At 74.3% G+C, this 24,953-nt stretch carries 18 protein-coding genes; 14 read left to right on the plus strand and 4 right to left on the minus strand.

The window, feature by feature from the left end:
* Positions 1-99: 99 nt before the first annotated feature.
* Positions 100-1,035, plus strand: a complete 936-nt coding sequence (locus IF01_RS0112000) for a polysaccharide deacetylase family protein (protein WP_051755223.1) — start codon at positions 100-102, stop codon at positions 1,033-1,035.
* Here IF01_RS0112000 and IF01_RS0112005 read toward each other — a convergent pair.
* Positions 1,011-2,219: a class I SAM-dependent methyltransferase gene (locus IF01_RS0112005; protein ID WP_030393334.1), complete on the minus strand. Its 1,209-nt coding sequence runs from the start codon at positions 2,217-2,219 to the stop codon at positions 1,011-1,013. The genes IF01_RS0112000 and IF01_RS0112005 overlap by 25 nt on opposite strands.
* A 267-nt stretch (positions 2,220-2,486) precedes the next feature.
* Here IF01_RS0112005 and groES point away from each other — a divergent pair, with 267 nt between their 5' ends.
* From groES to IF01_RS0112020, 3 genes are all read left to right on the plus strand, one after another.
* The gene (groES, locus tag IF01_RS0112010; protein ID WP_014136232.1) at positions 2,487-2,792 is read left to right on the plus strand and encodes a co-chaperone GroES; all 306 of its coding nucleotides are present in this window, start codon (positions 2,487-2,489) and stop codon (positions 2,790-2,792) included.
* Positions 2,793-2,905: 113 nt separating this feature from the next.
* On the plus strand, positions 2,906-4,534 hold the full coding sequence (gene groL / locus IF01_RS0112015) for a chaperonin GroEL (RefSeq protein ID WP_030393335.1): 1,629 nt from the start codon (positions 2,906-2,908) through the stop codon (positions 4,532-4,534).
* A gap of 170 nt (positions 4,535-4,704) precedes the next feature.
* Entirely contained in the window at positions 4,705-5,703 is a 999-nt protein-coding gene (locus IF01_RS0112020; RefSeq protein WP_030393336.1) for a LysR family transcriptional regulator, read from the plus strand.
* Positions 5,704-5,898: 195 nt separating this feature from the next.
* Here IF01_RS0112020 and IF01_RS0112025 read toward each other — a convergent pair whose 3' ends face one another.
* Entirely contained in the window at positions 5,899-6,225 is a 327-nt protein-coding gene (locus IF01_RS0112025; protein WP_030393337.1) for a WhiB family transcriptional regulator, read from the minus strand.
* A 570-nt stretch (positions 6,226-6,795) separates the two neighbouring features.
* Between IF01_RS0112025 and IF01_RS0112030 the strand changes: the two genes are divergently transcribed.
* From IF01_RS0112030 to IF01_RS0112045, 4 genes are all read left to right on the plus strand, one after another.
* On the plus strand, positions 6,796-7,407 hold the full coding sequence (locus IF01_RS0112030; protein WP_014136228.1) for a response regulator transcription factor: 612 nt from the start codon (positions 6,796-6,798) through the stop codon (positions 7,405-7,407).
* Positions 7,408-7,724: 317 nt separating this feature from the next.
* Complete coding sequence (shbA, locus tag IF01_RS0112035; protein WP_279617258.1) at positions 7,725-8,393, plus strand: RNA polymerase sigma factor ShbA; 669 nt, start codon at positions 7,725-7,727, stop codon at positions 8,391-8,393.
* A 384-nt stretch (positions 8,394-8,777) separates the two neighbouring features.
* The gene (guaB, locus tag IF01_RS0112040; RefSeq protein WP_030393339.1) at positions 8,778-10,283 is read left to right on the plus strand and encodes an IMP dehydrogenase; all 1,506 of its coding nucleotides are present in this window, start codon (positions 8,778-8,780) and stop codon (positions 10,281-10,283) included.
* A gap of 201 nt (positions 10,284-10,484) precedes the next feature.
* Positions 10,485-11,612: a GuaB3 family IMP dehydrogenase-related protein gene (locus tag IF01_RS0112045; RefSeq protein WP_030393340.1), complete on the plus strand. Its 1,128-nt coding sequence runs from the start codon at positions 10,485-10,487 to the stop codon at positions 11,610-11,612.
* Between the two features lie 108 nt (positions 11,613-11,720).
* Here IF01_RS0112045 and IF01_RS0112050 read toward each other — a convergent pair whose 3' ends face one another.
* On the minus strand, positions 11,721-12,338 hold the full coding sequence (locus IF01_RS0112050; RefSeq protein WP_030393341.1) for a hypothetical protein: 618 nt from the start codon (positions 12,336-12,338) through the stop codon (positions 11,721-11,723).
* Positions 12,339-12,592: 254 nt separating this feature from the next.
* Here IF01_RS0112050 and IF01_RS0112055 point away from each other — a divergent pair, with 254 nt between their 5' ends.
* On the plus strand, positions 12,593-14,536 hold the full coding sequence (locus IF01_RS0112055; RefSeq protein WP_030393342.1) for a serine/threonine-protein kinase: 1,944 nt from the start codon (positions 12,593-12,595) through the stop codon (positions 14,534-14,536).
* Positions 14,537-14,854: 318 nt separating this feature from the next.
* Here IF01_RS0112055 and IF01_RS0112060 read toward each other — a convergent pair whose 3' ends face one another.
* Positions 14,855-15,394, minus strand: a complete 540-nt coding sequence (locus tag IF01_RS0112060) for an SHOCT domain-containing protein (protein ID WP_030393343.1) — start codon at positions 15,392-15,394, stop codon at positions 14,855-14,857.
* 79 nt (positions 15,395-15,473) lie between these two features.
* On the opposite strand from IF01_RS0112060, the gene IF01_RS48185 reads away from it, so the two are divergent.
* The 5 genes from IF01_RS48185 (at position 15,474) to IF01_RS43820 (ending at position 24,019) form a co-directional block, all read left to right on the plus strand.
* Entirely contained in the window at positions 15,474-16,595 is a 1,122-nt protein-coding gene (locus IF01_RS48185) for a protein kinase family protein (protein WP_051755225.1), read from the plus strand.
* Between the two features lie 172 nt (positions 16,596-16,767).
* Positions 16,768-18,591 carry a serine/threonine-protein kinase gene (locus tag IF01_RS49850; RefSeq protein WP_037779662.1) on the plus strand — a complete coding sequence of 608 codons (1,824 nt, stop codon included), beginning with the start codon at positions 16,768-16,770 and terminating at the stop codon, positions 18,589-18,591.
* Between the two features lie 91 nt (positions 18,592-18,682).
* Entirely contained in the window at positions 18,683-20,326 is a 1,644-nt protein-coding gene (locus IF01_RS0112075) for a succinic semialdehyde dehydrogenase (RefSeq protein ID WP_030393346.1), read from the plus strand.
* Between the two features lie 56 nt (positions 20,327-20,382).
* Positions 20,383-22,173, plus strand: coding sequence for a GMC oxidoreductase (locus tag IF01_RS0112080; RefSeq protein WP_030393347.1), 1,791 nt, complete (start codon positions 20,383-20,385; stop codon positions 22,171-22,173).
* Positions 22,174-22,333: 160 nt separating this feature from the next.
* Entirely contained in the window at positions 22,334-24,019 is a 1,686-nt protein-coding gene (locus IF01_RS43820) for a hypothetical protein (RefSeq protein ID WP_157855203.1), read from the plus strand.
* Positions 24,020-24,953: the final 934 nt, after the last annotated feature.

Genomic DNA, 24,953 nt, shown 5'->3' on the forward strand with positions numbered 1-24,953 from the left:
CCGCCGGTAGCCGTTCGCACGCCCGACCGGGAACCGAACGGCCGACCGTTACCGTGCTAGCGATCGAGGTCGCTGAACGGGAGCGGGGAGCACGGCGCGGTGAACAGGCACGCACGGAGCAGGACGACGGTGTACGCGGCGGGGGCGCTGGCCCTGCTGGCCGCCGCCACCGGATGCACGAGCGGCGGTGACAGCGGCGCGGCCTCGGCCGCGCTGGTCCCGGCGAGCGGCTCCCCGGCGAGCGGTTCCCCGGCGACGGCCGCCCCGTGGCCGTCGCGGCCCGGGAGCCCGTCGCCGACCGCGTCCCCGACCGGCGCCCCGGCCGCGGGGGACGCCGCCGCGTGGGCGAAGTGGCACCTGACGCCGCTGCCGCCGGCGCCGCCGGCACCCGCCGACAAGCCGGTGAAGCTCGCGCGGACCGGGCCGGTCCCGGTGTTCAGCGAGGTGAAGACCTCCGACAAGGTCGTCTTCGTCACCATCGACGACGGTGCCGAGAAGGACCCGAAGTTCGTCGAGATGCTGACCGACCTCAAGGTGCCGGTGTCGATGTTCCTGACCCGCGACATCGTCAAGGACGACTACGGCTACTTCAAGCGCCTCCAGGCGCTCGGCAACCACATCCACAACCACACCGTGGACCACGCCCAGATGAGCAAGGTGCCGCCGGAGAAGCAGAAGTCCGAGATCTGCGACGCCCAGGCCGCGCTCACCCAGCAGTACGGCACCCCGCCGCTGCTGTTCCGCCCGCCGTACGGCGACGGCGCCAACACGCCGGCGCTCAACACCGCGGTGCAGCAGTGCGGGCCGAGGGCGGTCGTGCTGTGGCGCGAGTCGATGCAGATCCACGACATGCAGTACCAGGCCGCGGACAAGAAGCTGCGGGCCGGCGACATCGTGCTCGCCCACTTCCGGGGCCCGAAGGACCTCAAGGGCGAGACGATGACGCAGATGTTCGGCGAGCTGCTGGCCCGGATCCAGGAGCAGGGCTTCGCGGTGGCCCGGCTGGAGGACTACATCGAGGCGCCGGCCGCCTGAACGGCCGCGGCCGGTCCGGTGACGGGCCGGCCGAGCATCATCAGCGGGCCGTTGTCGGTGCGGCTGAGGACCACCGTGACGGAGTTCGGACCGGTGGGCCGCAGCTGCCGGCGCAGCTCCTCCGGGGTGATCGCCATCCCGCGCTTCTTGATCACCACCGTGCCGACCCCGCGCTCGCGCAGCAGCGCCTTGAGCTTCTTGATGTGGAACGGCAGCACGTCGGTCAGCTCGAAGGCGTGCGCGTACGGGGTGTCCACCAGCTCGTCGGAGGTCAGGTACGCGATCTTCGGATCGATCAGCCGCCCGTTCACCAGCCCGGCCACCTCGGCGACCAGGTGGGCGCGGATCACGGCGCCGTCCGGCTCGTACAGGTAGCGGCCGACCGGTCCGGCCGGGGGGTCGGGCAGGTCGCCGCCGGTGAGGCCGGCCCGCTGGGGCAGCAGGGTGGCGCGGTGCGGGTGCCCGGCGCGGGTGCCGAACCAGAGCACCGCCTCCTTGACGTCGCCGTGGTCCGACACCCACTCGGCCTCGGCGTCGGCCGGCACGGCCTCGTGCGGGATGCCGGGCGCCACCTTGAGCGCGCCGATCGGGGCCCGCCGGCCGGCCTCGATCGCCCAGGACAGCGGCGGGGCGTACGCCTCGGGGTCGAAGACCCGGCCGCGCGCGGTGCGCCGGGCGGGGTCGGTGAAGACCGCGTCGTAGCCGGTGACGTCGACCTCGGCGACGTCCGCGCAGCGCACCTCGACCAGTTCGGCCAGGCCCAGCGCGGCCGCGTTGGCGGCGAGCGCGGCGCAGGCCGCCGGGTCCCGGTCGACCGCGAGCACCTCGATCCCGGCCCGGGCCAGTGCCAGGACGTCGCCGCCGATGCCGCAGCAGAGGTCGGCCAGCCGCTTCACCCCGAGTCCGGCGAACCGTTCGGCCCGCCACTCGGCGACCTCGCGCCGGGTGGACTGCTCGACGCCGTTGGGCGTGAAGTACATGAGATCGGCGTCGGCGCCGAACTTGGCCCGGGCCCGCTGCCGCAGCCGGGCCTGCCCGAAGGCGGCCGAGACCAGCTCGGCGGGGTGCTCCTTGCGCAGCCGGGTGGCGAGTGCCAGCTCCTCCTCGGGCGCGAATTCGCGCAGTTCGGCGAGCAGGGACTGGCCCCGCTCGGTCAGCAGGGCCCGCAGGTCGTCGTTCTCCACCCGCTCATTCTCGCCGGTCACGGGCGGGCCGGGGGCGCCGGCCCCGCGGACGGGGGCGCGCCGCCACGGGTGCGTCCGGTGGGACCGGCCCGCGTGGCGTTGGCACTCTGGTTGACTGAGTGCTAACGGCGGCCTATGGTCGTCACTAGCACTCACCACCGGGGGAGTGCTAACGCGACAATGCGTGTCTGACCCCCGCGACGGCAGATCCGTGAGTTCGCCCCTACCCGTTAGAAAACCCCGTAATCTCCGAAGGGGAGCTCGGACGTGACCACCAGCAGCAAGGTTGCCATCAAGCCGCTCGAGGACCGCATTGTGGTCCAGCCGCTCGACGCCGAGACCACCACGGCCTCCGGCCTGGTTATCCCGGACACCGCCAAGGAGAAGCCCCAGGAGGGCGTCGTCCTGGCTGTCGGCCCGGGCCGCTTCGAGGACGGCCAGCGTCTGCCGCTCGACGTCGCCGTGGGTGACATCGTCCTGTACTCGAAGTACGGCGGCACCGAGGTGAAGTACCAGGGCGAGGAGTACCTGGTGCTCTCCGCGCGCGACGTTCTCGCGATCATCGAGAAGTAAAAGCGTTCAGCCACGCCCCGGATCCGTGTCCCTAGTGACAGGGGCCGGGGCGTGGCTGTTGGTTCACGTAGTCGAGCGGCCGGCGACGGCCGCACCCCGAAGGAATAGGGAACATGCCGAAGATCCTGCAGTTCGACGAGGACGCCCGCCGCTCGCTCGAGCGCGGTGTCAACAAGCTGGCCGACACCGTCAAGGTGACCATCGGCCCCAAGGGCCGCAACGTCGTCATCGACAAGAAGTTCGGCGCCCCGACCATCACCAACGACGGTGTCACCATCGCCCGTGAGGTCGAGCTCGACGACCCGTACGAGAACCTTGGCGCGCAGCTCGTCAAGGAGGTCGCCACCAAGACCAACGACGTCGCGGGCGACGGCACCACCACCGCCACCGTGCTGGCCCAGGCCCTGGTCAACGAGGGTCTGCGCAACGTCGCCGCGGGCGCCGGCCCGGCCGCCCTGAAGAAGGGCATCGACAAGGCCGTCGCCGCCGTCTCCGAGCACCTGCTGTCGGTCGCCCGCGAGATCGAGGGCAAGGATGACGTCGCCGCCGTCGCGTCCCTCTCCGCGCAGGACACCCAGGTCGGCGAGCTGATCGCCGAGGCGATCGACAAGGTCGGCAAGGACGGTGTCATCACCGTCGAGGAGTCGAACACCTTCGGCGTGGAGCTGGACTTCACCGAGGGCATGCAGTTCGACAAGGGCTACCTGTCGCCGTACTTCGTCACCGACGCGGAGCGTCAGGAAGCGGTCCTCGAGGACCCGTACATCCTGATCAACCAGGGCAAGATCTCCTCCATCCAGGAGCTGCTCCCGCTGCTGGAGAAGATCCTGCAGGGCGGCACCTCCCGCCCGCTGCTGATCATCGCCGAGGACGTCGACGGCGAGGCGCTGTCCACCCTCGTGGTGAACAAGATCCGCGGCACCTTCAACGCGGTGGCCGTCAAGGCCCCGGGCTTCGGCGACCGCCGCAAGGCGATCCTCGGCGACCTGGCCGTCCTCACCGGCGGCACCGTGATCTCCGAGGAGGTCGGCCTCAAGCTCGACCAGGCCGGTCTGGACGTGCTGGGCTCCGCCCGCCGCGTGACCGTCACCAAGGACGAGACGATCGTCGTCGACGGTGCCGGTGACTCCGAGGCCGTGACCGGCCGCGTCGCCCAGATCAAGGGCGAGATCGCCAACACCGACTCGGACTGGGACCGCGAGAAGCTGCAGGAGCGCCTGGCCAAGCTGGCCGGCGGCGTCTGCGTCATCCGCGTCGGTGCCGCCACCGAGGTGGAGCTCAAGGAGCGCAAGCACCGCCTCGAGGACGCCATCTCGGCGACCCGTGCCGCGGTCGAGGAGGGCATCGTCGCCGGTGGTGGCGCCTCCCTGGTCCACGCCGCCAAGGTGCTGGACGGCGGCCTGGGCCTGTCGGGCGACGAGGCCACCGGTGTCGCGGTCGTCCGCAAGGCGCTGCACGAGCCGCTGCGCTGGATCGCCCAGAACGCCGGCCTGGAGGGCTACGTCATCACCTCCAAGGTCGCCGAGCTGGAGCTGGGCCAGGGCTACAACGCCGCCACCGGCGAGTACGGCGACCTGGTGAAGGCCGGCGTCATCGACCCGGTCAAGGTCACCCGCTCCGCCCTGGAGAACGCCGCCTCGATCGCCTCCCTGCTTCTCACCACCGAGACCCTCGTGGTGGAGAAGAAGGAGGAGGAGGCCGACGCCGGTCACAGCCACGGCGGTCACGGCCACTCGCACTGAGGCCCGACGCACTGACCGGAGGCCCGGTCCGCGCCCCGCTGGGGGTGGCGGGCCGGGCCTCCGGCGTTGCGGCGCGGAGCGGGCCCGAGCCCGGCCGCGCCGGTGTGTTCCAGCCTTCAACTATCAGTTGAATTTTGCTTGTTGCAAAGAATGCCTTATATCTTGGAGGCATGATCGAGGCCCGCCATCTGCGCGTCCTGCGTGCCGTCGCCCGCACCGGCTCCTTCTCCGCCGCCGCTCGTGAGCTGGGTTGCACCCAGCCCGCGATCAGCCAGCAGATGAAGGCCCTGGAGAAGTCCGTGGACACCCCGCTGGTGGTCCGTTCGGGCCGCGGGATGCAGCTCAGCGAGGCCGGTCGGGTGCTGCTCAAGCATGCCACCGGAATCCTCGCCGGACTCTCCGCCGCCGAGGAGGAGGTCGCCGCGATCGCCGGGCTGCGGGCCGGACGGGTCCGGCTGGTGTCCTTCCCGACCGCCAGTTCCACCCTGGTGCCGCCGGCCGTCGCCCGGCTGCGGGGCACCCATCCGGGGGTCCGCGTGTCGCTGGTCGAGGCGGAGCCGCCGGAGTCGCTGGCGATGCTGCGCGGCGGCGAGTGCGAGGTCGCGCTCGCCTTCCGCTACCCGCAGACCCCCGGTGCCGCCGCCGTGCCCGCGCCCGCGCACGGTACGCCGCGGGAGGCGCGCGCCGAGGCCAATCTGGAGGCCCAGCAGCTGAGCGCCGGCGCCGACTGGTCCGATCTGGTGGCCACCCCGCTGCTGGACGACCCGCTGGTCGGCCTGCTGCCCGCCGGGCACCGGCTGGCCGGGCGCGGCGGGCCGGTGGAGCTGGCCGAGCTGGCGGAGGAGCAGTGGATCGCCGGCTGCCCGCAGTGCCGGGGCCACCTGGTGGAGCTGTGCGCGGGGGCCGGCTTCGAGCCGCGGATCGACTTCGCCACCGACGACTACCCGGCGGTGGTCGGACTGGTGGCGGCCGGGCTCGGGGTGGCGGTGCTGCCCGGACTGGCGCTGGAGTCGGTGCGCCCGGACGGGGTGGCGACGGTGGCGGTGCACGCCGCGTCGGGGGCCCCGGCGGTACGGCAGGTGGTCGCGCTGACCCTGCCGGACCTCGCCGAGGTGCCGGCGGTGGCGCTGATGCTGGAGCGGCTGTCCGGGGCGGCCGCCGGCCGCTGACGACGCCGCCCCGCCCGGCCGCCGCGGGAGCGGGCCGCCGGGCGGGACCCGGCCGGCGGGGCCGGGCTCCGGACGGTGGTCACCCGGAGGGGGTCGGTGGGGTCGCACGGGGGCGGGGCAGGCCCGGACGGGCCGGGCTGGGCCGGTGGAGGCCGGTGAAGAAACGTTTCTTCGCGCCGGCGCGGAACCGGCCGCCTACTGCTGGGACACGCCCGGAGCGACCAGCGGTACTTCCACCAGACGGTGGCGCGAGCGGCCCATCAGCTCCTCGCGTTCGTCCTCGGTGAGGCCTCCCCACACGCCGTACGGCTCGCGGACCGCCAGCGCGTGCGCGGCGCACTCGGTGCGGACCGGGCAGCGGGTGCAGACCTCCTTGGCGCTGGCTTCGCGTGAACTGCGGGCGGCGCCGCGCTCTCCCTCGGGGTGGAAGAAGAGGGAGCTGTCCACGCCGCGGCAGGCTGCGGAGAGCTGCCAGTCCCAGAGATCCGCGTTGGGGCCGGGGAGGCGGGAGAAATCTGCCATGGCTCATTCCCTTCAGAGGTCGTCGACCGCGGGCCGGTCACCAGCGGGTCGCGCTGGAGTCGGCTCGGCGGGGCGTCCGGCGCGGTGTGGACACCTGGAAATATGACTTACGGCAACTCCATGGACAAGTCACCCACAGAGTGGCACAACAGTCAATGACCATACAAAAGCTCTAAAAACGGGCAAAGTGGGCATGACTGTCGAGCCGACAGTCGCCCGGCGCAAGCGTGGCAATCGGGTGGTGGACCGGCGCGCGAAGCGCCGCGCGGGTGTGCGGGTCGTACGCCCACCGCGCCCGAGCTGCGCAAAAGAGCGGCGTGTGCACCGCGATGCGGCTGATCGGTAACGGGTCGGCCACGTACAGTGGTGGAGATGGCCCTGAAGGCCGTAACTCATTCGAGTGACGGTCGTTGGAAGTGCGGAGGCGGTTAGCGGACGCCGGACGTCGGGAACGATCGCGGGGAACCTGGGCGATCGGCACGGAGTCTGACGCCGGTGGGCCGTGTCGGAGAGGTTCGTACCAGCCAGGAGGCTCAACGTGACGCGGATCAGCTGCGGAGGACGACAGTCATGACTTCCGTTCTCGTTTGCGACGATTCCCCGCTCGCCCGCGAGGCGCTTCGCCGCGCGGTCGCGACCGTACCCGGTGTCGATCGGGTCACCACCGCGACGAACGGGGAGGAGGTCCTCCGCCGCTGGGTGGCCGACCGCTCCGATCTCGTCCTGATGGACGTCCGGATGCCCGGCCTCGGCGGGGTGGAGACGGTCCGGCGGCTGCTGTCCGCCGACCCCGGTGCCCGGATCATCATGCTCACCGTCGCCGAGGACCTCGACGGTGTCGCGCTCGCGGTCGCCGCGGGTGCGCGCGGTTACCTGCACAAGGACGCCTCGCGCGCCGAACTGCGGGCCACCGTCACCCAGGCCCTCGCCGACCCGACCTGGCGGCTCGCCCCCCGCCGCCTGCGCAGTCCCGACATGGGGGCCGCGCCGACCCTGACGGCACGTGAGATCCAGGTGCTGGAGGGCATGAGCCACGGCCGCAGCAACGCCGAGATCGGCCGCGAGCTGTTCCTCTCCGAGGACACCGTCAAGACCCACGCCCGGCGGCTGTTCAAGAAGCTCGGCGCCTCGGACCGCGCGCACGCGGTGGCCCTGGGCTTCCGGTGGGGCCTGGTCCGCTGACCGCCGGCGCCGCCGCCGGTTCCGGCCCGCTGCTCGCGATTTCCCGTGCGGAGGCGTGTGACGTTACGGCCCCGAGGTTGCACCATGGAGGAGTGGAGCACCTCGGGGACCAGCGGACAGGAACTGCGGCGAACCACGCAGCCGCAGGAGACTCGGCGGACGGCGCCGCGGACGGTACCGTCCGCGGCGGTGGGGCGGGAGGCGGTGCGGTGCAGGAGGGGCCGGTGGTGCGTACCGGAGCGGCACCGCATAACGTTCCGGTGCACAACTCCGGACGCGGTGCCGCGTTTTCCCGCGCGACCAGGCACCATGGACCGATGCGTGACGACGTGACCGGGTCTCCCGGTGAGGCGGACCCGGTGGAGGCCGAGCCCTCCGCGCCCGGGCCCGGCCCGGCGTACGCGGATCCGGCCGACGGGCCGGTCGCGCTCGCCGCGCTGGTCGCGGCCGCCGTCCGCGGCGAGGGGCCCGCGATCGACGCCCTGCTCGCCCACGTCCACCCGCTGGCGCTGCGCTACTGCCGCGGCCGGCTGGTCCGGCTGCCCGGCGGTGCCCGGCACCACGTCGACGACATCGCCCAGGAGGTCTGCGTCGCGGTGCTCTGCGCACTGCCGCGCTACCGGGACCTGGGCCGCCCGTTCGAGGCCTTCGTCTACGGGATCGCCGCGCACAAGATCGCCGACCTGCAGCGGGCCGCGATGCGCGGGCCCGGCTCGACCGTGGTCCCGCAGGACGACCTGCCGGAGGTGCCGGACGACGCGCTCGGCCCGGAGGAGCGGGCGCTGCTCAGCAGCGACGCCGCGTGGGCCAAGGAACTGCTCTCCAATCTGCCGGCCCGGCAGCGCGAGCTGGTGCTGCTGCGGGTGGCCGCCGGACTCTCGGCGGAGGAGACCGGCGAGGTGCTCGGCATGTCGCCGGGGGCCGTCCGGGTCGCCCAGCACCGCGCCCTGAGCCGCCTCCGCGCCCTGGCGGAGGAGTCCTCCTAACAGCCGAACCCTTTCCCGCCCCGAGCCGAAGGGGCGCGCCGGTGCCGAAAGGGTGGGGGCACCTCCCGGCCGGAGGCTGGGGGAGCGAGGGAGCGACGACCGTCGGCGCCGGACGGGAGCGCCCCGGAGGCGAGCGGGCGAGAACATGGAATGGCTCACGGTGGGCGGGTGTTGTCAAGGGCAGCACGAGGACCCATTCGCGGTGCCAGTACCATGGGGTATCGGCGTCTGGGCGGGTCGCCAAAGTTCCGACGGTGCGCTTGGGGTTCCCCTGGAGGATCCTCCAATGGACACCGGGCTTTCGGCGGTCCGAGTGAGCTGATGACTGCGCCCCCACCCTCAGGGCGTGAGCGGATTAGGCCGGCCACGGAAGGTACCCCCGAAATGTCTTACAACGCCGCAGGCGTACCCGAGAAGTTCGCGATGCTCGGGCTCACGTACGACGACGTCCTGCTGCTGCCGGGGGCGTCCGAGGTGCTGCCGAACCAGGTCGACACCTCCTCGCGGGTCTCCCGCAACGTGCGGGTGAACATCCCGCTGCTCTCGGCCGCGATGGACAAGGTCACCGAGTCGCGGATGGCGATCGCGATGGCCCGTCAGGGCGGCGTCGGCGTTCTGCACCGCAACCTGTCGATCGAGGACCAGGCCAACCAGGTCGACCTGGTGAAGCGCTCCGAGTCCGGCATGGTCACCGACCCGATCACGGTCGGCCCGGACACCACGCTGGCCGAGGCCGACGCGCTGTGCGCGAAGTTCCGCATCTCCGGTGTGCCGATCGCCGACGAGGGCGGCAAGCTGCTCGGCATCGTCACCAACCGCGACATGGCCTTCGAGTCGGACCGCAGCCGCCGCGTCCGCGAGATCATGACCCCGATGCCGCTGATCACCGGCAAGGTCGGGATCTCCGGCGTCGACGCGATCGCGCTGCTCCGCCGGCACAAGATCGAGAAGCTGCCGCTGGTCGACGACGAGGGCCGGATCAAGGGCCTCATCACCGTCAAGGACTTCGTCAAGGCCGAGCAGTACCCGAACGCCGCCAAGGACGCCGAGGGCCGGCTGCTGGTCGGCGCCGCCGTCGGCGCCAGCGCCGAGGCCTTCGACCGCGCCCAGGCGCTGGTCCAGGCGGGCGTGGACTTCCTGGTCGTCGACACCTCGCACGGCCACAGCCACAACGCGCTGTCCTGGATCGCGAAGATCAAGTCGGCCGTCGGGATCGACGTGGTCGGCGGCAACGTCGCCACCCGTGACGGCGCCCAGGCGCTGATCGACGCCGGCGTGGACGGCGTCAAGGTCGGCGTCGGCCCGGGCTCCATCTGCACCACCCGCGTGGTCGCCGGCATCGGCGTCCCGCAGGTCACCGCGATCTACGAGGCGGCGCTGGCCTGCCAGGCGGCCGGCGTGCCGGTCATCGGCGACGGCGGCCTGCAGTACTCCGGCGACATCGGCAAGGCGCTCGCCGCCGGTGCCGACACCGTGATGCTCGGCTCGCTGCTGGCCGGCTGCGAGGAGTCCCCGGGCGAGCTGCTGTTCATCAACGGCAAGCAGTTCAAGTCCTACCGCGGCATGGGCTCGCTGGGCGCCATGCAGACCCGCGGCCAGGCGCGCTCCTTCTCCAAGGACCGCTACTTCCAGGGCGAGGTCACCAGCGACGAGAAGCTGATCGCCGAGGGCATCGAGGGCCAGGTCCCCTACCGCGGCCCGCTGTCCGCCGTGCTCTACCAGCTGGTCGGCGGCCTGCGCCAGACCATGGGCTACGTGGGCGCCGCCACCGTCGCCGAGATGGAGAGCAAGGGCCGGTTCGTCCGGATCACCTCGGCGGGCCTCAAGGAGAGCCACCCGCACGACATCCAGATGACCGTCGAGGCGCCGAACTACACCAGCCGCGGCTGATCGAACGCTCGGACGCGACTTTCGGAGGGCCCGTCACCGACCGGTGGCGGGCCCTCCGGGCCGTCCGGGCGCCGGCGCGTGGCCGGTCCGCGGCCGGTCCGGGGGGCGGGGCGGCGCCGTGCGGCCGCCGGAGGGTACGGGATACTGGGGGCGGCCGGGGTGACCCGGCCGGCATGAGCAATACCAGCAGAAGGGCTCGAAGTGACTGAGATCGAGATCGGGCGTGGCAAGCGCGGCCGCCGGGCGTACGCCTTCGACGACATCGCCGTCGTCCCCAGTCGCCGTACGCGCGACCCGAAGGAGGTCTCGATCGCCTGGCAGATCGACGCCTACCGTTTCGAGCTGCCGTTCCTGGCCGCGCCCATGGACAGCGTGGTCTCCCCGCAGCAGGCCATCAACATCGGCCGCCTCGGCGGCCTGGGCGTGCTGAACCTCGAGGGCCTGTGGACCCGCTACGAGGACCCGCAGCCGCTGCTCGACGAGATCGCCGCGATCACCGACGAGGCCGCCGCCACCCGCCGTCTGCAGGAGATCTACTCCGAGCCGATCAAGGCCGAGCTGATCAAGCACCGGATCCAGGAGGTCCGCGACTCGGGTGTGGTCACCGCCGCCGCGCTCTCGCCGCAGCGCACCGCCGAGTTCTCCAAGGCCGTCGTGGACGCCGGGGTCGATGTCTTCGTCATCCGCGGCACCACCGTCTCGGCCGAGCACGTCTCCGGTGCCGCCGAGCCGCTCAACCTGAAGCAGTTCATCTACGAGCTGGACGTCCCGGTCATCGTCGGCGGCTGCGCCACCTACACCGCCGCCCTGCACCTGATGCGCACCGGCGCGGCCGGCGTGCTGGTGGGCTTCGGCGGCGGCGCCGCGCACACCACCCGCAACGTGCTGGGCATCCAGGTCCCGATGGCCACCGCCGTCGCCGACGTGGCCGCGGCCCGCCGCGACTACATGGACGAGTCCGGCGGCCGCTACGTGCACGTCATCGCGGACGGCGGCGTCGGCTACAGCGGCGACATCCCGAAGGCGGTCGCCTGCGGCGCCGACGCGGTGATGATCGGTGCCGCGCTGGCCCGTGCCACCGACGCGCCCGGCAAGGGCTACCACTGGGGCATGGAGGCCGTGCACGAGGAGCTGCCGCGCGGCAAGCGGGTCGACCTCGGCACCGTCGGCAACACCGAGGAGATCCTCACCGGTCCGTCGCACACCCCGGACGGCACCATGAACCTGTTCGGCGCCCTGCGCCGGGCGATGGCGACCACCGGGTACACCGAGCTCAAGGAGTTCCAGCGGGTCGAGGTGACCGTCAACCCGGCGCTGCACCACCGCTGAGCCGACCGCTCCCGTCCGAGGCCCCGTCGCAGCGCGCGACCGGGGCCTCGCGCCGTTCCCGGGCCGTTCGGTGGCTCCTCGGTGGCCGTTCGGTGCCGGGCGGACCCGCTACTGGCGGGTGGCGGCCCGGCGGGTCAGCAGGAAGCCGCCGATCACGGCGATGCCGTAGAAGACCAGGTCCAGGGTGCGGCGGTCGGCACGCCAGAGCGGGAGGGCGTCGCGGAGCAGCTCGCCGTACCCGGTGCCGGCCAGGTGGTGCAGCCGCCGGGTCTGCCCGAGCAACTGGCCGAGGAACAGCGCGCCGGACGCCAGCACGGCGCCCAGCGGCGGCAGCAGCCGGCCGGTGCCGCCGAGCCGGCCGAGCGGCCAGGCCACCGCGGCCGCCGGGGCGATGGCCAGCCAGCCGACGGTGGTGTGCGCGCGGATCGGCGCGCAGCCGAGGGCCGCCGCGCCGGCCAGCATCGCCAGGACGGCGATCGCCACCGCCGGGCCGGTCCGCCCGCGCCCGCGCCGGCGACGGCGGCCGGGGGCGTCCGGGGCGGGTGCCGCGTCGGCCGCCGGGGCGGGGTCGGCCGGGTCGACGGGGTGGTAACCGGCCACCGGGGTACCGGGCATACCGGGGGCGACGTACCCCTCCGGGGTCTCCGGTTCCGGTGCGACCGAGAAATGCCGGGCGGTCGGCGGCCGGGTCGACTGGCCGTCAGCGCCCGGTGCGGATGCGGTCATGGACGTCCTTTTCCCCCCGGAAAGACGGTGAGCTGCCGAACGTTAGCAGTGGCCGGAGCCGGTCGGACAGAGTTTTCGATCACAGATCGGGCACGGAGCGCCGCCCCGGTCCGGGGGCTGACCAGGGTGGCCGGGGGCCGGGTGGCCGGGCGCGCGCGGGACAGGGGATGATGGAGGCTTGGGCGTTCGGGCCCGACGCCGGTCCGACGTGCCGTCATCACGACCGCCAGCAGCACAGTGGGGGAACGTTCCGAATGACCCAGGCGCAGGGTTCCACCGGCCGCCTCCTGGCCGGACGCTACCGGCTGGACGCGGTGCTCGGTCGTGGTGGCATGGGCACAGTGTGGCGCGCCGAGGACGAGATGCTGGGCCGGACGGTCGCGGTCAAGGAACTGCGGATGAACGCCAGCGTGGACGAGGACGAGAAGCACCGGCTGATCGTCCGGACCCTGCGCGAGGCCAAGGCGACGGCGCGGATCCGGCACTCCTCGGCGGTCACCGTCTTCGACGTGGTCGAGGAGGACGACCGGCCGTGGATCGTCATGGAGCTGGTCGAGTCCCGCTCGCTCGCGGACGTCATCCGGGAGGACGGCCCGCTGGCGCCGGCCCGGGCGGCGGAGATCGCGCTGGACGTGCTCGGCGTGCTGAGCGCCGCGCACGCGCACGGCATCCTGCACCGGGACGTCAAGCCGTCCAATGTGCTGATCGGCGAGGACGGCCGGGTCGTGCTCACGGACTTCGGCATCGCCAGCGTGGAGGGGGACTCCTCGGTCACCTCGACCGGGATGCTGGTCGGCGCGCCCTCGTACATATCCCCGGAGCGGGCCCAGGGACAGAAGCCCGGACCGCCGGCCGACCTGTGGTCGCTGGGCGGCACGCTGTACGCGATGGTCGAGGGCCGGCCGCCGTACGACCGGGGCTCGGCGCTGGCCACCCTGACGGCGGTCATGACGGAGGAGCTCACCGCGCCGGTGAACGCCGGGCCGCTGCGGCCGGTGGTCGAGGGGCTGCTGGCGAAGGACCCGGCGGAGCGGCTGACCGCCCCGCAGACCCGGTCGATGCTCAAGCGGGTGGTCGCGGAGGCGACCGCGCGGGCCGAGTCGACCACCGAGCACGCGGTGCCGGTGGCGGGCGCGGGCAGCGACACGGGCAGTGGCATGGGCAGTGGCACGGGCGGTGACACCGGCGCGGGCGGCGGCAAGGCCGCGGGCAAGGGCGGCAAGCCGCTGGTCGGCGGACTGCTCGGGACGGTCCGGGTGGGCAGCCGGGCCGGGGACGCCGGGAGCGGGGAGACGCCGGTGGCACCGGCCACCCCGGAGGCACCGGAGGACGGGGCGGTACCGGTGGGGTCCGGGGAGACCTCGGCCGAGGCGGCCAGGCCGGTCACCAGTGAGTGGACGCTGGGCGCGACCCAGGCCGCCGGGGCCGACCCGCGCACCGGCCGGCGGCGGCTGGCCGTCGCGACGGCGGTGGTGGTGCTGCTGCTGATCGCGGGCCTGATCGTGCTGCTGCAGGCGTTCGGCGGCTCCGAGGACGGTTCGGCCGAGGGCGCGCGCGGCACCGCGCCGGTGGCGGCGGTCACGGACGGCAGTACGGACGGCGCCGCGCCGGCGACGGCGTCGGAGAGCACCGGCCCGGGGGAGGCCCCGGCACCCGCGCCGACCGCCGCCCCGGCGGCCCCGGTCGCCACGCCGACGCCGACGCCCACGCCGACTCCCAGTGCCACCCCGACGCCGACGCCGACCGGGGCCGTGGTGCCGGCCGGGTACCACGAGTACAAGGACCCGTCCGGCTTCTCGATCGTGCTGCCCGACTGGCTGCAGCCGACCGGCTCCGACGCGAACCGCCGTACCTTCAAGGGCAACGGCAGCACCCTGCGGGTCGAGTGGACGACCACGCCGGGGGCCAGCGCGCTCGCCGACTGGCAGGCCTCCGAGCCGGGACTGCGCGGGCAGGTGAGCAACTACCAGCGGGTGCAGCTGCAGTCCGTCGCCTACCGGGAGTGGACCAACGCGGCCGACTGGGAGTGGACCAACGGCACCCCCAGGACGCACTCGCTGAACCGGGGCTTCGTCACCGGCTCCCCGGCCAAGTACGGCTACGCGATCTACTGGACCACGCCGGACGCGGACTGGTCGGCGGCGCCGAACGCGCAGGCACGGCAGACGGCGTTCGACACCTTCCAGCCGGCGCCGTAACTCGCCCGCTCGCCTCCGGGGCGCTTCTGTCCGGTGCCGACGGTCGGCGCTCCCTCGCTCCTCCGTCGCTCCCTCGCGCTCTCCCTTTCGGCACCGGCGCGCCCCTTCGGCTCGGGGCGGGGGTCGCCCGCTCGCCTCCGGGGCGCTTCTGTCCGGTGCCGACGGTCGGCGCTCCCTCGCTCCTCCGTCGCTCCCTCGCTCCCCCAGCCTTCGGCCGGGAGGCGCCCCCACCCTTTCGGCACCGGCGCGCCCCTTCGGCTCGGGGCGGGGGTCGCCCGCTCGTCTCAGCGGGGTCTCGGGGCGGGGGTGCCCGTTCGGTCAGCCGATGAGGCGCTGTTTGGCGCGGGTGAACTCCTCGGCGGTGAGGGCGCCGGCGGTGTGCAGGGCGGCCAGCCGCTCCAACTGGTCGAGCAGGTCGGCGCCGGTGGAGGCGGGGGCCGCGGGGGCGGCGGCGACCGGCTCCTTCCGGGAGCCCTCGCGGGCCAGCCGGGCGGCGGCCCGGATCTGCTCGGCGAACACCTCGGCCTTGACCACGTCCTCGAAGCGGTGCGAGCCGGTCAGCGCGACCACGAGCAGCACCTCGCCGTTGATCCGGGTCCTGGTGACGGTCGCGTCGGTGACCGCCGGGAGCGGAACCGGGACCGGGGGCTTGCCGTCCTTGAGGAAGAGCAGCCGGTGGGTGGTCAGGACCAGGACGCCCTTGCGGAAGTGGTCGGGGTGGCGTCCCGCCGTGGAGGCGATCGGCTTCTCGTCGGGGGCGACGTTCGCCTCGACCGTCCGCAGGGTCGCGGCCCGCTGGTCACTGCTGCTGTTGCCGGCCACGTCGAAGGCCGTGTCGATGAGATCGCTCCAGTCCATGGACCGAGGGTAATCCGGGGGACCCGGGCGGTGCCTTCCGCGGGCAACTAGGCTTGGCGGCGAGCGGAGAGGAACACGCATGCGAGCGGGCCCGGGGCAGGTGCTGGCGGGGCGTTATCGGCTGACGGACCACCTGGAGGCGCTGGGCGCGTTCGCCGCGGACGAGCGGACCGGTGACGTCGTGCGGATGCGCGCGCTGGAGCTGCCGGCGGTGCTGATCGGGGATCAGGAGCCGGAAGGCCCGGTCGCGGAGCCGGGGGAGCGGCTGGTGCGGCGGGTGGCGGCGGTCGGCGCCGCGGCGCCCCGGCACGCCCGACTGCTGCAGGGCGCCGGGGCGTTCGTCGAGGGCGACCTGCTGTGGACGGTCGAGGAACGGCCCGCCGGACTGCCGTTGGACGCGCTGCTCGGGGCCGGCCCGCTGCCGCCGTACCGGGCGGCGGAGGTGGCGGCGGACCTCGCCGGGGCGCTGCGGGCGCTGCACGGGGCGGGCCTGGTGCACGGCAACGTGACGGCCGCCTCGGTGCTGGTCGGCGAGGACGGTGCGGCCCTGCTGGGCGGGCTGCTCCCCGGGGTGGCCGAGGAGGCGCTGGCCGAGGAGCTGGGCGGTCCGGGCGGGCGGCGGCGGTACGAGGTGCGGGCCGCGCTGGTCGGGCCGGTGGCCGAGCGGTGGCCGCTGGACGGCGGCCCGGCCGGCGACTGCTGGGCGCTCGGGGTGCTGCTGCACCGGATGGCGACCGGGCGGGCGCCGTACCCGGAGAGCGGGGTGCCGGAGCTGGTGACGGCGGTGCGGGAGGGCCGGCGGGTCCCCGCCGAGGCGTGCGGGCCGCTGGGGCCGCTGGTGGAGCGGCTGGTGCAGTCCGATCCGGCGCTGCGGCCGACGGCGGCGGAGATCGCGCTGGAGCTGGCGGAGCTGCTGGCGCGCGCGCCGGAGCCGGTGGACGGTCCGGCGGTGGCCGGTGCGCCGGGACTTCCGGGGCCCCGGTCGGCGGGACCGGCCCGGCGGCGCCGGGCGAAGGGTGCCGCGGCCGCGGGCAGGTCCCGGGACGGGCGCGGGGGGAAGGCGGAAGCGGTGCGGGCGGAGGAGCCCGGAGCGGCCCGGCCGCCGCGGATCCCGCCGGCGCTGCTGGGGCCGCTCCTGGTCGGTGGAGTGTTCCTGCTGCTGGTCCTCGGCGTGGCGGCCGTGGTGCTGTTCGCAGGCTGACGGGGCCGGTGGGAACATGGTCGCCGGAACGGCGGGCGGGGGAGATTCCCGGGGGGCACCCGGGACGCCTAGGGTGTCCGTGGAATCTGTTCGATTCAGTGGTCTGCACCGAGTGGTCTGCACCGGGCCCTCCGTCGCGTGACGGCAGGTGAATGAGGGGGAGCGGTCGCGGATGGGCGCGCAGGACCGGCCGGAGTCGGCCGAGGGGGAGCGGCTGCTGGTCGGTCGCTACGAGCTGGGCGAGCGGCTCGGCCGCGGCGGGATGGGCACGGTCTGGCGGGCCCGGGACCGGATGCTGGACCGTGAGGTCGCGGTCAAGGAGCTGACCGTCAGCCACCTCCCCGAGGAGGAGGTGGAGATCCTGCACGCCCGGATGAAGCGGGAGGCCGCCGCGGCCGCCCGGATCAAGCACCCCGGCGTGATCACCGTGCACGACGTGCTGGAGCAGGACGGCCGGCCGTGGATCGTCATGGAGCTGGTCGACGGCCGTTCGCTGGCCGATGTGATCAGCCAGGACGGCACCCTGCCGCCGCGCGCCGCCGCCGAGGTGGGCGGCCAGGTGCTGGCCGCGCTGCACCGGGGCCACCAGCTGGGGGTGCTGCACCGGGACGTGAAGCCGGCCAATGTGCTGCTGGAGCACGGGACGGGACGGGCGGTGCTGCTGGACTTCGGCATCGCGACGTACGAGGGCTCGGCCGAGCTGACCCGGCCGGGCGACCTGGTCGGGTCGCCGGACTACCTGGCGCCGGAGCGCGCCCAGGGCGAGCGGCCGGGTCCGGCCTCCGACCTGTGGGGGCTGGGGGCGACGCTGTACGCGGCGGTGGAGGGCGACTCGCCGTTCCGCCGCACCTCGCCGCTGACCACGCTGGCCGCGGTGGTCGGCGACCCCCTGCCGGAGCCGCGCCGGGCCGGGCCGCTGGGGCCGGTCCTGGCCGCGCTGATGGCGAAGGACCCGGACGAGCGGCCGAGCGCGGACGAGGCGGCCCGGATGCTGGCCGAGGTGCAGGCCGGGCACACCGTCGGGCTCAAGCCGGTCGCGCCGGTGCGGACGCCGACCCAGTCGGTGCCGGTGGTGGACCGGGCCGGCCAGCCGGAGGAGCGCGCGGAGGACCGCTCGGAGGAGCGGTCGGAGGACGAGAACGAGAACGGGGACGGAGCGGCGTCGGCTTCGGCGCAGGGCGCGGAGGCCCTCACGGTGCCGCAGGCCCGGCCGGCGGCCGAGCGCACGGTCCCGGAGCGGGCGGAGGAGCTCTCGGCGGAGCCTTCCCCCGGGACCGACCCGGCGCGGGAGAGCGACGAGGGGGCGCCCACCGGACCGGTCACGCCGGTGCCGTACACCGATGCGCCCGCGCGCGGGCCGGCCCGGCGCCGGACGGTGCTGCGGATGCTCGCGCTCGTGGTGGGCCTGGCGGTGCTGGCCGCCGGCGCGTTCTACCTGGTCCAGCACCGGAGCGCGAAGGACCCCGACCGGTCCGCCCCGACCCTGACCCAGGGCCCGGTCGGGCCGCAGCCGACCGCCCCGGTCGACGGCACCCCCGCGCCCAGCGGCTACCAGTGGGTGGACGACCCGGCGGGCTTCCGCTTCCCGCTGCCGGTGGCCGTCCCGGCCTGGCAGCGCTCCAGCACGCCGGACAACCAGATCTACTACAGCCCCGACAACAAGGGGCACTACCTGCAGTTCGCCGTCACCGTGGGCCAGTCGGTCCGGCCGCTGGAGCACATGCGGCAGATGGAGAGCACCGTCTCCAAGTCGCTGAAGGAGTACAAGCAGCACCGGCTGACCGGCGTCGCCGTGAACGGCCACGAGGCCGCGGTCTGGGAGTTCAGCTACCTGGCCAAGGAGGGCGGCCGCCGCCGGGCGATCGAGGCCGAGTTCATCGACGAGGACGGCACCAGCTACGCGATCTACTCCTCCAGCTTCGACCGGGGCAGCGAGTGGAACGAGGCCGAGCAGCGGTTCAACGCGGTGCTCCACTACTTCACCCCGACCCGCTGAGCGGCGCCGGCGGGTAGGGGCCGCACCCGCACGGGGGTTTCTTGTTACCGACGGGTACCGCACCGGCCGCCGAGCGCCTAGGCTGCGCCCTATGTCGGACCTCACAGCAGCTGCCACGGCCACCGATCCCGCCGGCCCGGGCGCGCCGGGCCGCAATCCCGCCGCCCCGGGCGGTGGGCGTACCGTCGCCTCGGCCGTGCCCCCGTCACTGGTCGACCGCCTCGCCGCCGGGGTCACCGCCACCGGCGAGCCCAGCGTGGTGGAGACCGTCGCCCCGCTGACCGGCGAACGGCTGGCCGGCCTGCCGCGGTCCACCCCCGCGGACGTCGAGGTCGCCTTCGAGCTCGCCCGCCGCGCCCAGCCGTCCTGGGCCGCGCTGCCGGTCCGCCGGCGCGCCGCCGTCCTGCTGCGCTTCCACGATCTGCTGATCAAGCGGCAGGACGAGGTGCTCGACCTGATCCAGGCGGAGACCGGCAAGGCCAGGCTGCACGCCTTCGAGGAGGTGCTCGCGGTCGCGATCGCGGCCCGCCACTACGGCCGGGCCGCGCACGGCTACCTGCGCGACAAGCGGCACCTCGGCGCGGTGCCGCTGTTCACCCAGGCGGTCGAGGCCCGCCGCCCCAAGGGCGTGGTCGGCCACATCTCGCCGTGGAACTACCCGTTCGAGCTGTCGGTCGGGGACGCGCTGCCGGCCTTCGTCGCGGGCAACGCGGTGGTCAACAAGCCGGACACCCAGACCGCGCTGACCGCGCTCTGGGCCCGCGAGCTGCTGATCGAGGCCGGACTGCCGGCCGACCTGTGGCAGATCGTGATCGGCGACGGCCCGGTGATCGGCCCGGCCGTGGTCGAGCACGCCGACTACGTCTCGTTCACCGGCTCCACCCGCACCGGCCGCGAGGTCGCCCGGCGGGCCGCCGAGCGGCTGGTCGGCGCCTCGCTCGAACTCGGCGGCAAGAACGCCCTGCTGGTGCTGGCCGACGCGGACCTCGACAAGGCCGCCGAGGGCGCCGTCCGGGCCTGCTTCTCCTCGGCCGGCCAGCTGTGCATCTCGATCGAGCGGCTGCTGGTCCACCGCTCGGTGGCCGACGAGTTCCTGGCGAAGTTCGCCGCCCGCACCCGCGCGCTGCGGCTCGGCGGCGGCCTCGCCTACGGGGCGGACATGGGCTCGCTGGTCTCGGGACGCCAGCTGGAGGCCACCACCCGGCACGTCGAGGAGGCGGTCAAGGCCGGCGCCACCGTGCTGGCCGGCGGGAAGGCCCGGCCGGACCTCGGCCCGTTCTTCCACGAGCCGACCATCCTGGAGGGCGTCACCCCGGACATGGCGGTCTGCGGCGAGGAGACCTTCGGCCCGGTGGTCTCCGTCTACCGCTTCGACACCGAGGAGGAGGCGGTGGCCGCCGCCAACTCCACCCCGTACGGCCTCAACTCCAGCGTCTGGACCACCGACGTGCGGCGCGGGCGGGCGATCGCGGCCCGGCTGCGCACCGGCACCGTGAACGTCAACGAGGCGTACGGCGCGGCCTACGGCTCGGCCGCCTCGCCGATGGGCGGCATGGGCGACTCCGGGCTCGGCCGGCGGCACGGCGCCGACGGCATCCTGCGGTTCACCGAGGCGCAGACGATCGCGAGCCAGCGGCTGCTGCCGCTCGCCCCGGCGTTCGGCCAGGACGACAAGCAGTACGCGGCGATGATGACCGCCGGGCTGCGGATCCTGAAGGCGCTGCGCGTCAAGTAGCCGGGCCCCCGGGCCGGCCCCCGTTTCGTGAACGACTTCCGAAGGAGCAGAGGCAGATGGTGGGTTCGGCTGACGGCCGGGAGTTCGACTACGACGTGGTCGTGGTCGGCTCCGGCTTCGGCGGTTCGGTCTCGGCGCTGCGGCTGACCGAGAAGGGGTACCGGGTCGCCGTCCTGGAGGCCGGGCGGCGCTTCGACCGCGACGAACTGCCCAGGAACTCCTGGGACGTCGCCAACTACCTGTGGGCGCCGAAGCTCGGCCTGTACGGCATCCAGCGCATCCACCTGCTGGCCAATGTGCTGATCCTCGCCGGCGCCGGGGTCGGCGGCGGCTCGCTGAACTACGCCAACACCCTGTACGTGCCGCCGAAGGCGTTCTTCGAGGACCGCCAGTGGCAGCACATCACGGACTGGCAGGAGGAGCTGGCGCCGTTCTACGACCAGGCGCGGCGGATGCTCGGGGTGCGGCTCAACCCGACCGTCACCCCCTCCGACGTCCACCTCCGGGCGGCCGCCGAGCGGATGGGCGTCGGCGACACCTTCCACATGGCGCCGGTCGGGGTGTTCTTCGGCGACGGCAAGGACGCCGACGGCACGGCGAAGGCGGCGCCCGGCGAGGAGGTGCCGGACCCGTACTTCGGCGGCGCCGGCCCGGCCCGGCGGTCCTGCGTCGAGTGCGGCGAGTGCATGACCGGCTGCCGCCACGGCGCCAAGAACATGCTCACCGAGAACTACCTGCACCTGGCCGAGCGGGGCGGCGCCGAGATCCACCCGCTCACCACGGTGGCCCGGATCCGGGAGTGGGGCGAGGGCTTCGCGGTGGACGTCCGGCGCACCGACGCCCGCTCCACCACCGACCGGGTCAAGGCCGGGGCGCGGACGATCACGGCCGCCCGGGTGGTGGTCGCGGCCGGCACCTACGGCACCCAGAACCTGCTGCACCGGATGCGGGCGGGCGGCCACCTGCCCCGGATCTCCGCCCGGCTCGGCGAGCTGACCCGGACCAACTCCGAGGCGCTGGTGGGCGCGCAGACCACCGACCGGCGGTACGGCGCCCGCGCGGACTTCACCAAGGGCGTGGCGATCACCTCCTCGATCCACCCCGACGAGAACACCCACATCGAGCCGGTCCGCTACGGCAAGGGCTCCAACGCGATGGGCGCGCTCTCGATCGCCCAGGTGCGGGGCGGCGGGCGGCTCCCGCGCTGGCTGCGCTACCTCGGCAACTCGGTCAAGCACCCGGTGACCTTCGGCCGCTCGATGAACCAGCACCGGTGGTCGGAGAAGACGATCATCGGCCTGGTGATGCAGTCGCTGGACAACTCGATCACCGTCTCGCTGAAGGAGAAGGGCCTCGGCAAGGGCACGCTGACCTCCCGCCAGGGCCACGGCGCGCCCAACCCCACCTGGATTCCGGCCGCCGAGCAGGGCGCGCAGGCGCTCGCCGCCGAGATCAACGGCTTCGCCGGCAGCAGCGTCGGCGAGATCTTCGACATCCCGCTGACCGCGCACTTCCTCGGCGGCTGTGCGATCGGCGACTCCCCGGAGACCGGTGTGGTCGACCCCTACCACCGGCTCTACGGCCACCCCGGGATCAGCGTGGTGGACGGCGCGGCGGTCTCCGCCAACCTCGGCGTCAACCCGTCGCTGACCATCACGGCGCAGGCCGAGCGGGCGATGTCGATGTGGCCCAACAAGGGCGAGGAGGACACCCGGCCGGCCGCCGGCGAGGCCTACCGCCGGGTCGCCGCGGTCGCGCCCGTCGCACCGGCGGTGCCCGAGGACGCGTTCGGTGCCCTGCGGCTGCCGTTGCTGGCGGTGCCGGAGGTGCCGAAGAAGCGGGACTGAGCACCGCCGGGGGCCGCGCCGCCGGAGCGCGGCGCGACCCCGGGCGGTCCCGGTCCGGTCCGTGGACGGTGACCGGTTGACAGCAGTCCGTGCCCGATGAAAGAAAGGGGCGCCCTGGGGGGACCAGGCGATCGTTCGTTCGGACGGGGGGACGCGGCCCATGGCCATCTGCGCATCCTGCGGCGCGGCTTCGACGGAAGGGGCGCCGGTCTGCGCGTCCTGCGGGCGGCCGGTGGTGCCGCCCCCGCTGCTGCCGCCCGCTCCGCTGCCGCCGCCGCTCCTGCCGCCGCCGGTCTCACCGCCCCCGGTCCTGCCGCCCCCGCCGTCCGCCGCGCCGTCGGCCCCGGCCGAGCCGCCCCTGCCGCCGCCGGTGCTGCCGCCGGTTCCGCCGCCCCCGTTGCCGTCCGCCGGGGGGAGCTGGGGCGCCGGGAAGCCGTACGACCCGGCCGGAGCCCGGCCCGCCGCCCTCGGGTGGCTCACCGGCGCCGACTGGCGCCCGGCCCTGCGAGCGGTCGTCGCGCCGACCGTCGTCCTGCTGCTGGCCGCGCTGATCACCGCCGTCCCGGAGGCCGCCTACTTCTCGGGGACCTACGACGCGCCGTCCTTCGGCAAGCGCTTCGGCAGTGCGCTGGCCATGGCGCTGGGCGCGCTCGGCGCGCCGTACCGGCTGGGCTTCGAAACCACCGGGGGCGGCAACTCCTCGGTGATCCGCGCCCTGCCGATGACCGTCACCGCGCTCTGGCTGTTCGCACTCTGGCTCGGCCTGCGGGTCGGCGCGCGCCGCCGGCAGCAGCGCACCGGCGAGCAGCAGACGCGCCGGCAGGCGGCCGCGGAGGCCGTGCGCACCGCGGTGGCCGCGGCCGCCGTGACCCTGCTGATCGGTCTGGTCGGAGGTGCGGACTGGCACCCCGGCGGTGCCGACTTCGACCTCGACGGCGCGACGGCGACCAGGCTGCTCGGCCGGACCACCTACAGTTCCTCGGCCGGCTGGTGGGAGGCGGTCGGGTGGACGGCCCTGCTCGCCGGTCTGCTCGCCTTCGCGGTGCACGGGACGGACGCGCTGCGCTGGGCGGCCTGGCGCAACCGGGCGGTGCGCGGCTGGGCGGTCGCGGGCCTGGCGGCCGGGCGCGCGCTGACGGTCTCGGTGGCGCTGTCGGCGGCGGCCGGCTTCGTGGTGGTCGCCGTCCGGGCCGACGGCGATCTGACCGGTGCCGCGGTGGCCTTCCTGCCCAACCTCGGCCTGCTGCTGCTCGGAGTGGGCTCCGGGGCGACCTTCCGGGCCGGCAGCTCCTTCGTGATCGACGGGGTGCCGGACTGGGAGTCGGACCCGCGCGACGTGACCGAGTACTCCTTCTTCGACCCGCACGCGGCGGGGACGGACTGGCGCTGGTCCGCCCTGCTCGCGCTGGTCTCCGCCGCGGTGCTGGGCTGGACGGCGTACCGGCGGCGGCTGGACCCGGCGGACCGGCTCCGGCTGGCGGCCGTGTACGCGGTCGGGCTGAGTCTGCTGATGCTGGTCTCGGGGACGCTGGCGTCCGTCGAGTCGGCGTTCGGGATGTTCGGCGGCCCCCGGGAGCCCGGTTTCGAGTACTCGTTGGCCCTGGTGCCGTGGACGCTGCTGGTGGCCAACGCGGTCTGGGCGGTCGTCGGGGCGCTGGTGGTGCCCCCGCTGCTGGCGGCCCGCGACCGGCAGCCGGCGCCGCCGGCGGACCGGGACCCGGGGGAGCCCGGGGCGACGCCGGTGGTGCTGGAGGTGGTCGGCTCGGAGGACGTTCGGCGCCCGGCCGCACCGGCTCCGGAGGACGACGGCCCGGTGGACCCGAGCGTGTGGAGCCGGCGGCCGTAGCGCCCGGCGTCCGGACGGAAGCAGGAACTCGACCGGAAACGGACCCCGGACAGGGCAAAGGGCCCCGCGGGGGAACGGGGCCCTTTGTCGCTCAGCACCCGGCGTCAGGGCCGCGCCGGTGCTGGGGTGACGGCGCCGGGGGAGGAGCGCCGTCCGGTCGGTCGGTCGATGGGTCGCGCGTCGCCGCGGCTCCGGCGGGGTGGGCCGGCGCGCGCGGGCGCACTGGGCGTGGCGGTGGTCCCGGGCGCATGCCTGCGTCGAGCCTTCGCTCACGGAGCGTGAGGTGATAATCGTTGCCACCGCGGGTCTCGGCGGCAACGACCGGCACTCCGCAGATGGCGCTCGGCCATCGGGAGAACCTCTTCCAAGCAGCATCGTGCTGGACGAAGGGCTTGCTCTGCAACCGATTCGGCATGATTCGGTACAGGCCGTTTCCGGCCGGGCCGGCCGTCGGGCCCGGGTCGGGGCGGTCCCGCCGGGTGCCGGACGGGGTGACGGCGGGATGGCATCGATGATCACGGTGTGTAGTTGCACCGGTCGGAGCGCACAGAGACGCGCGTAGCGGCGCGCGGACGGGGACCGGGGTGCGCCGGGATCGCAACGGGTGCGGCGGCCGGCACCGGGCGTCCCCGGCGGCCGACCGCCCCACCTCCTTGGTCCAGTCGCGGCCGGGGTCGCTGTCCCCTGCTGGCCGGCCGCAGCACCCGCGCACGGTCCCACGGCGCGCCGCTCCCCGGTCTGACCGGTTCCGCGACGGCGCCACGCGCGCCGGTGGACTGGGTTGAGCTCCACGCGTGGTCCTGCACTGCCGTACGGGGCGCCCTGGCCGGGGCGGGGTGACGCGTCTGGCGGACGCGGCGCGGTCGTACGGTCCGCCCGGAGCAACGAACCGGCCGCCGCAGCGGTCACGGCCGCGGGGGCGGGCAGACGAGTG

Origin of the sequence: Kitasatospora purpeofusca (genome assembly GCF_000718025.1) — a bacterium.
Classification (GTDB): domain Bacteria; phylum Actinomycetota; class Actinomycetes; order Streptomycetales; family Streptomycetaceae; genus Kitasatospora; species Kitasatospora purpeofusca.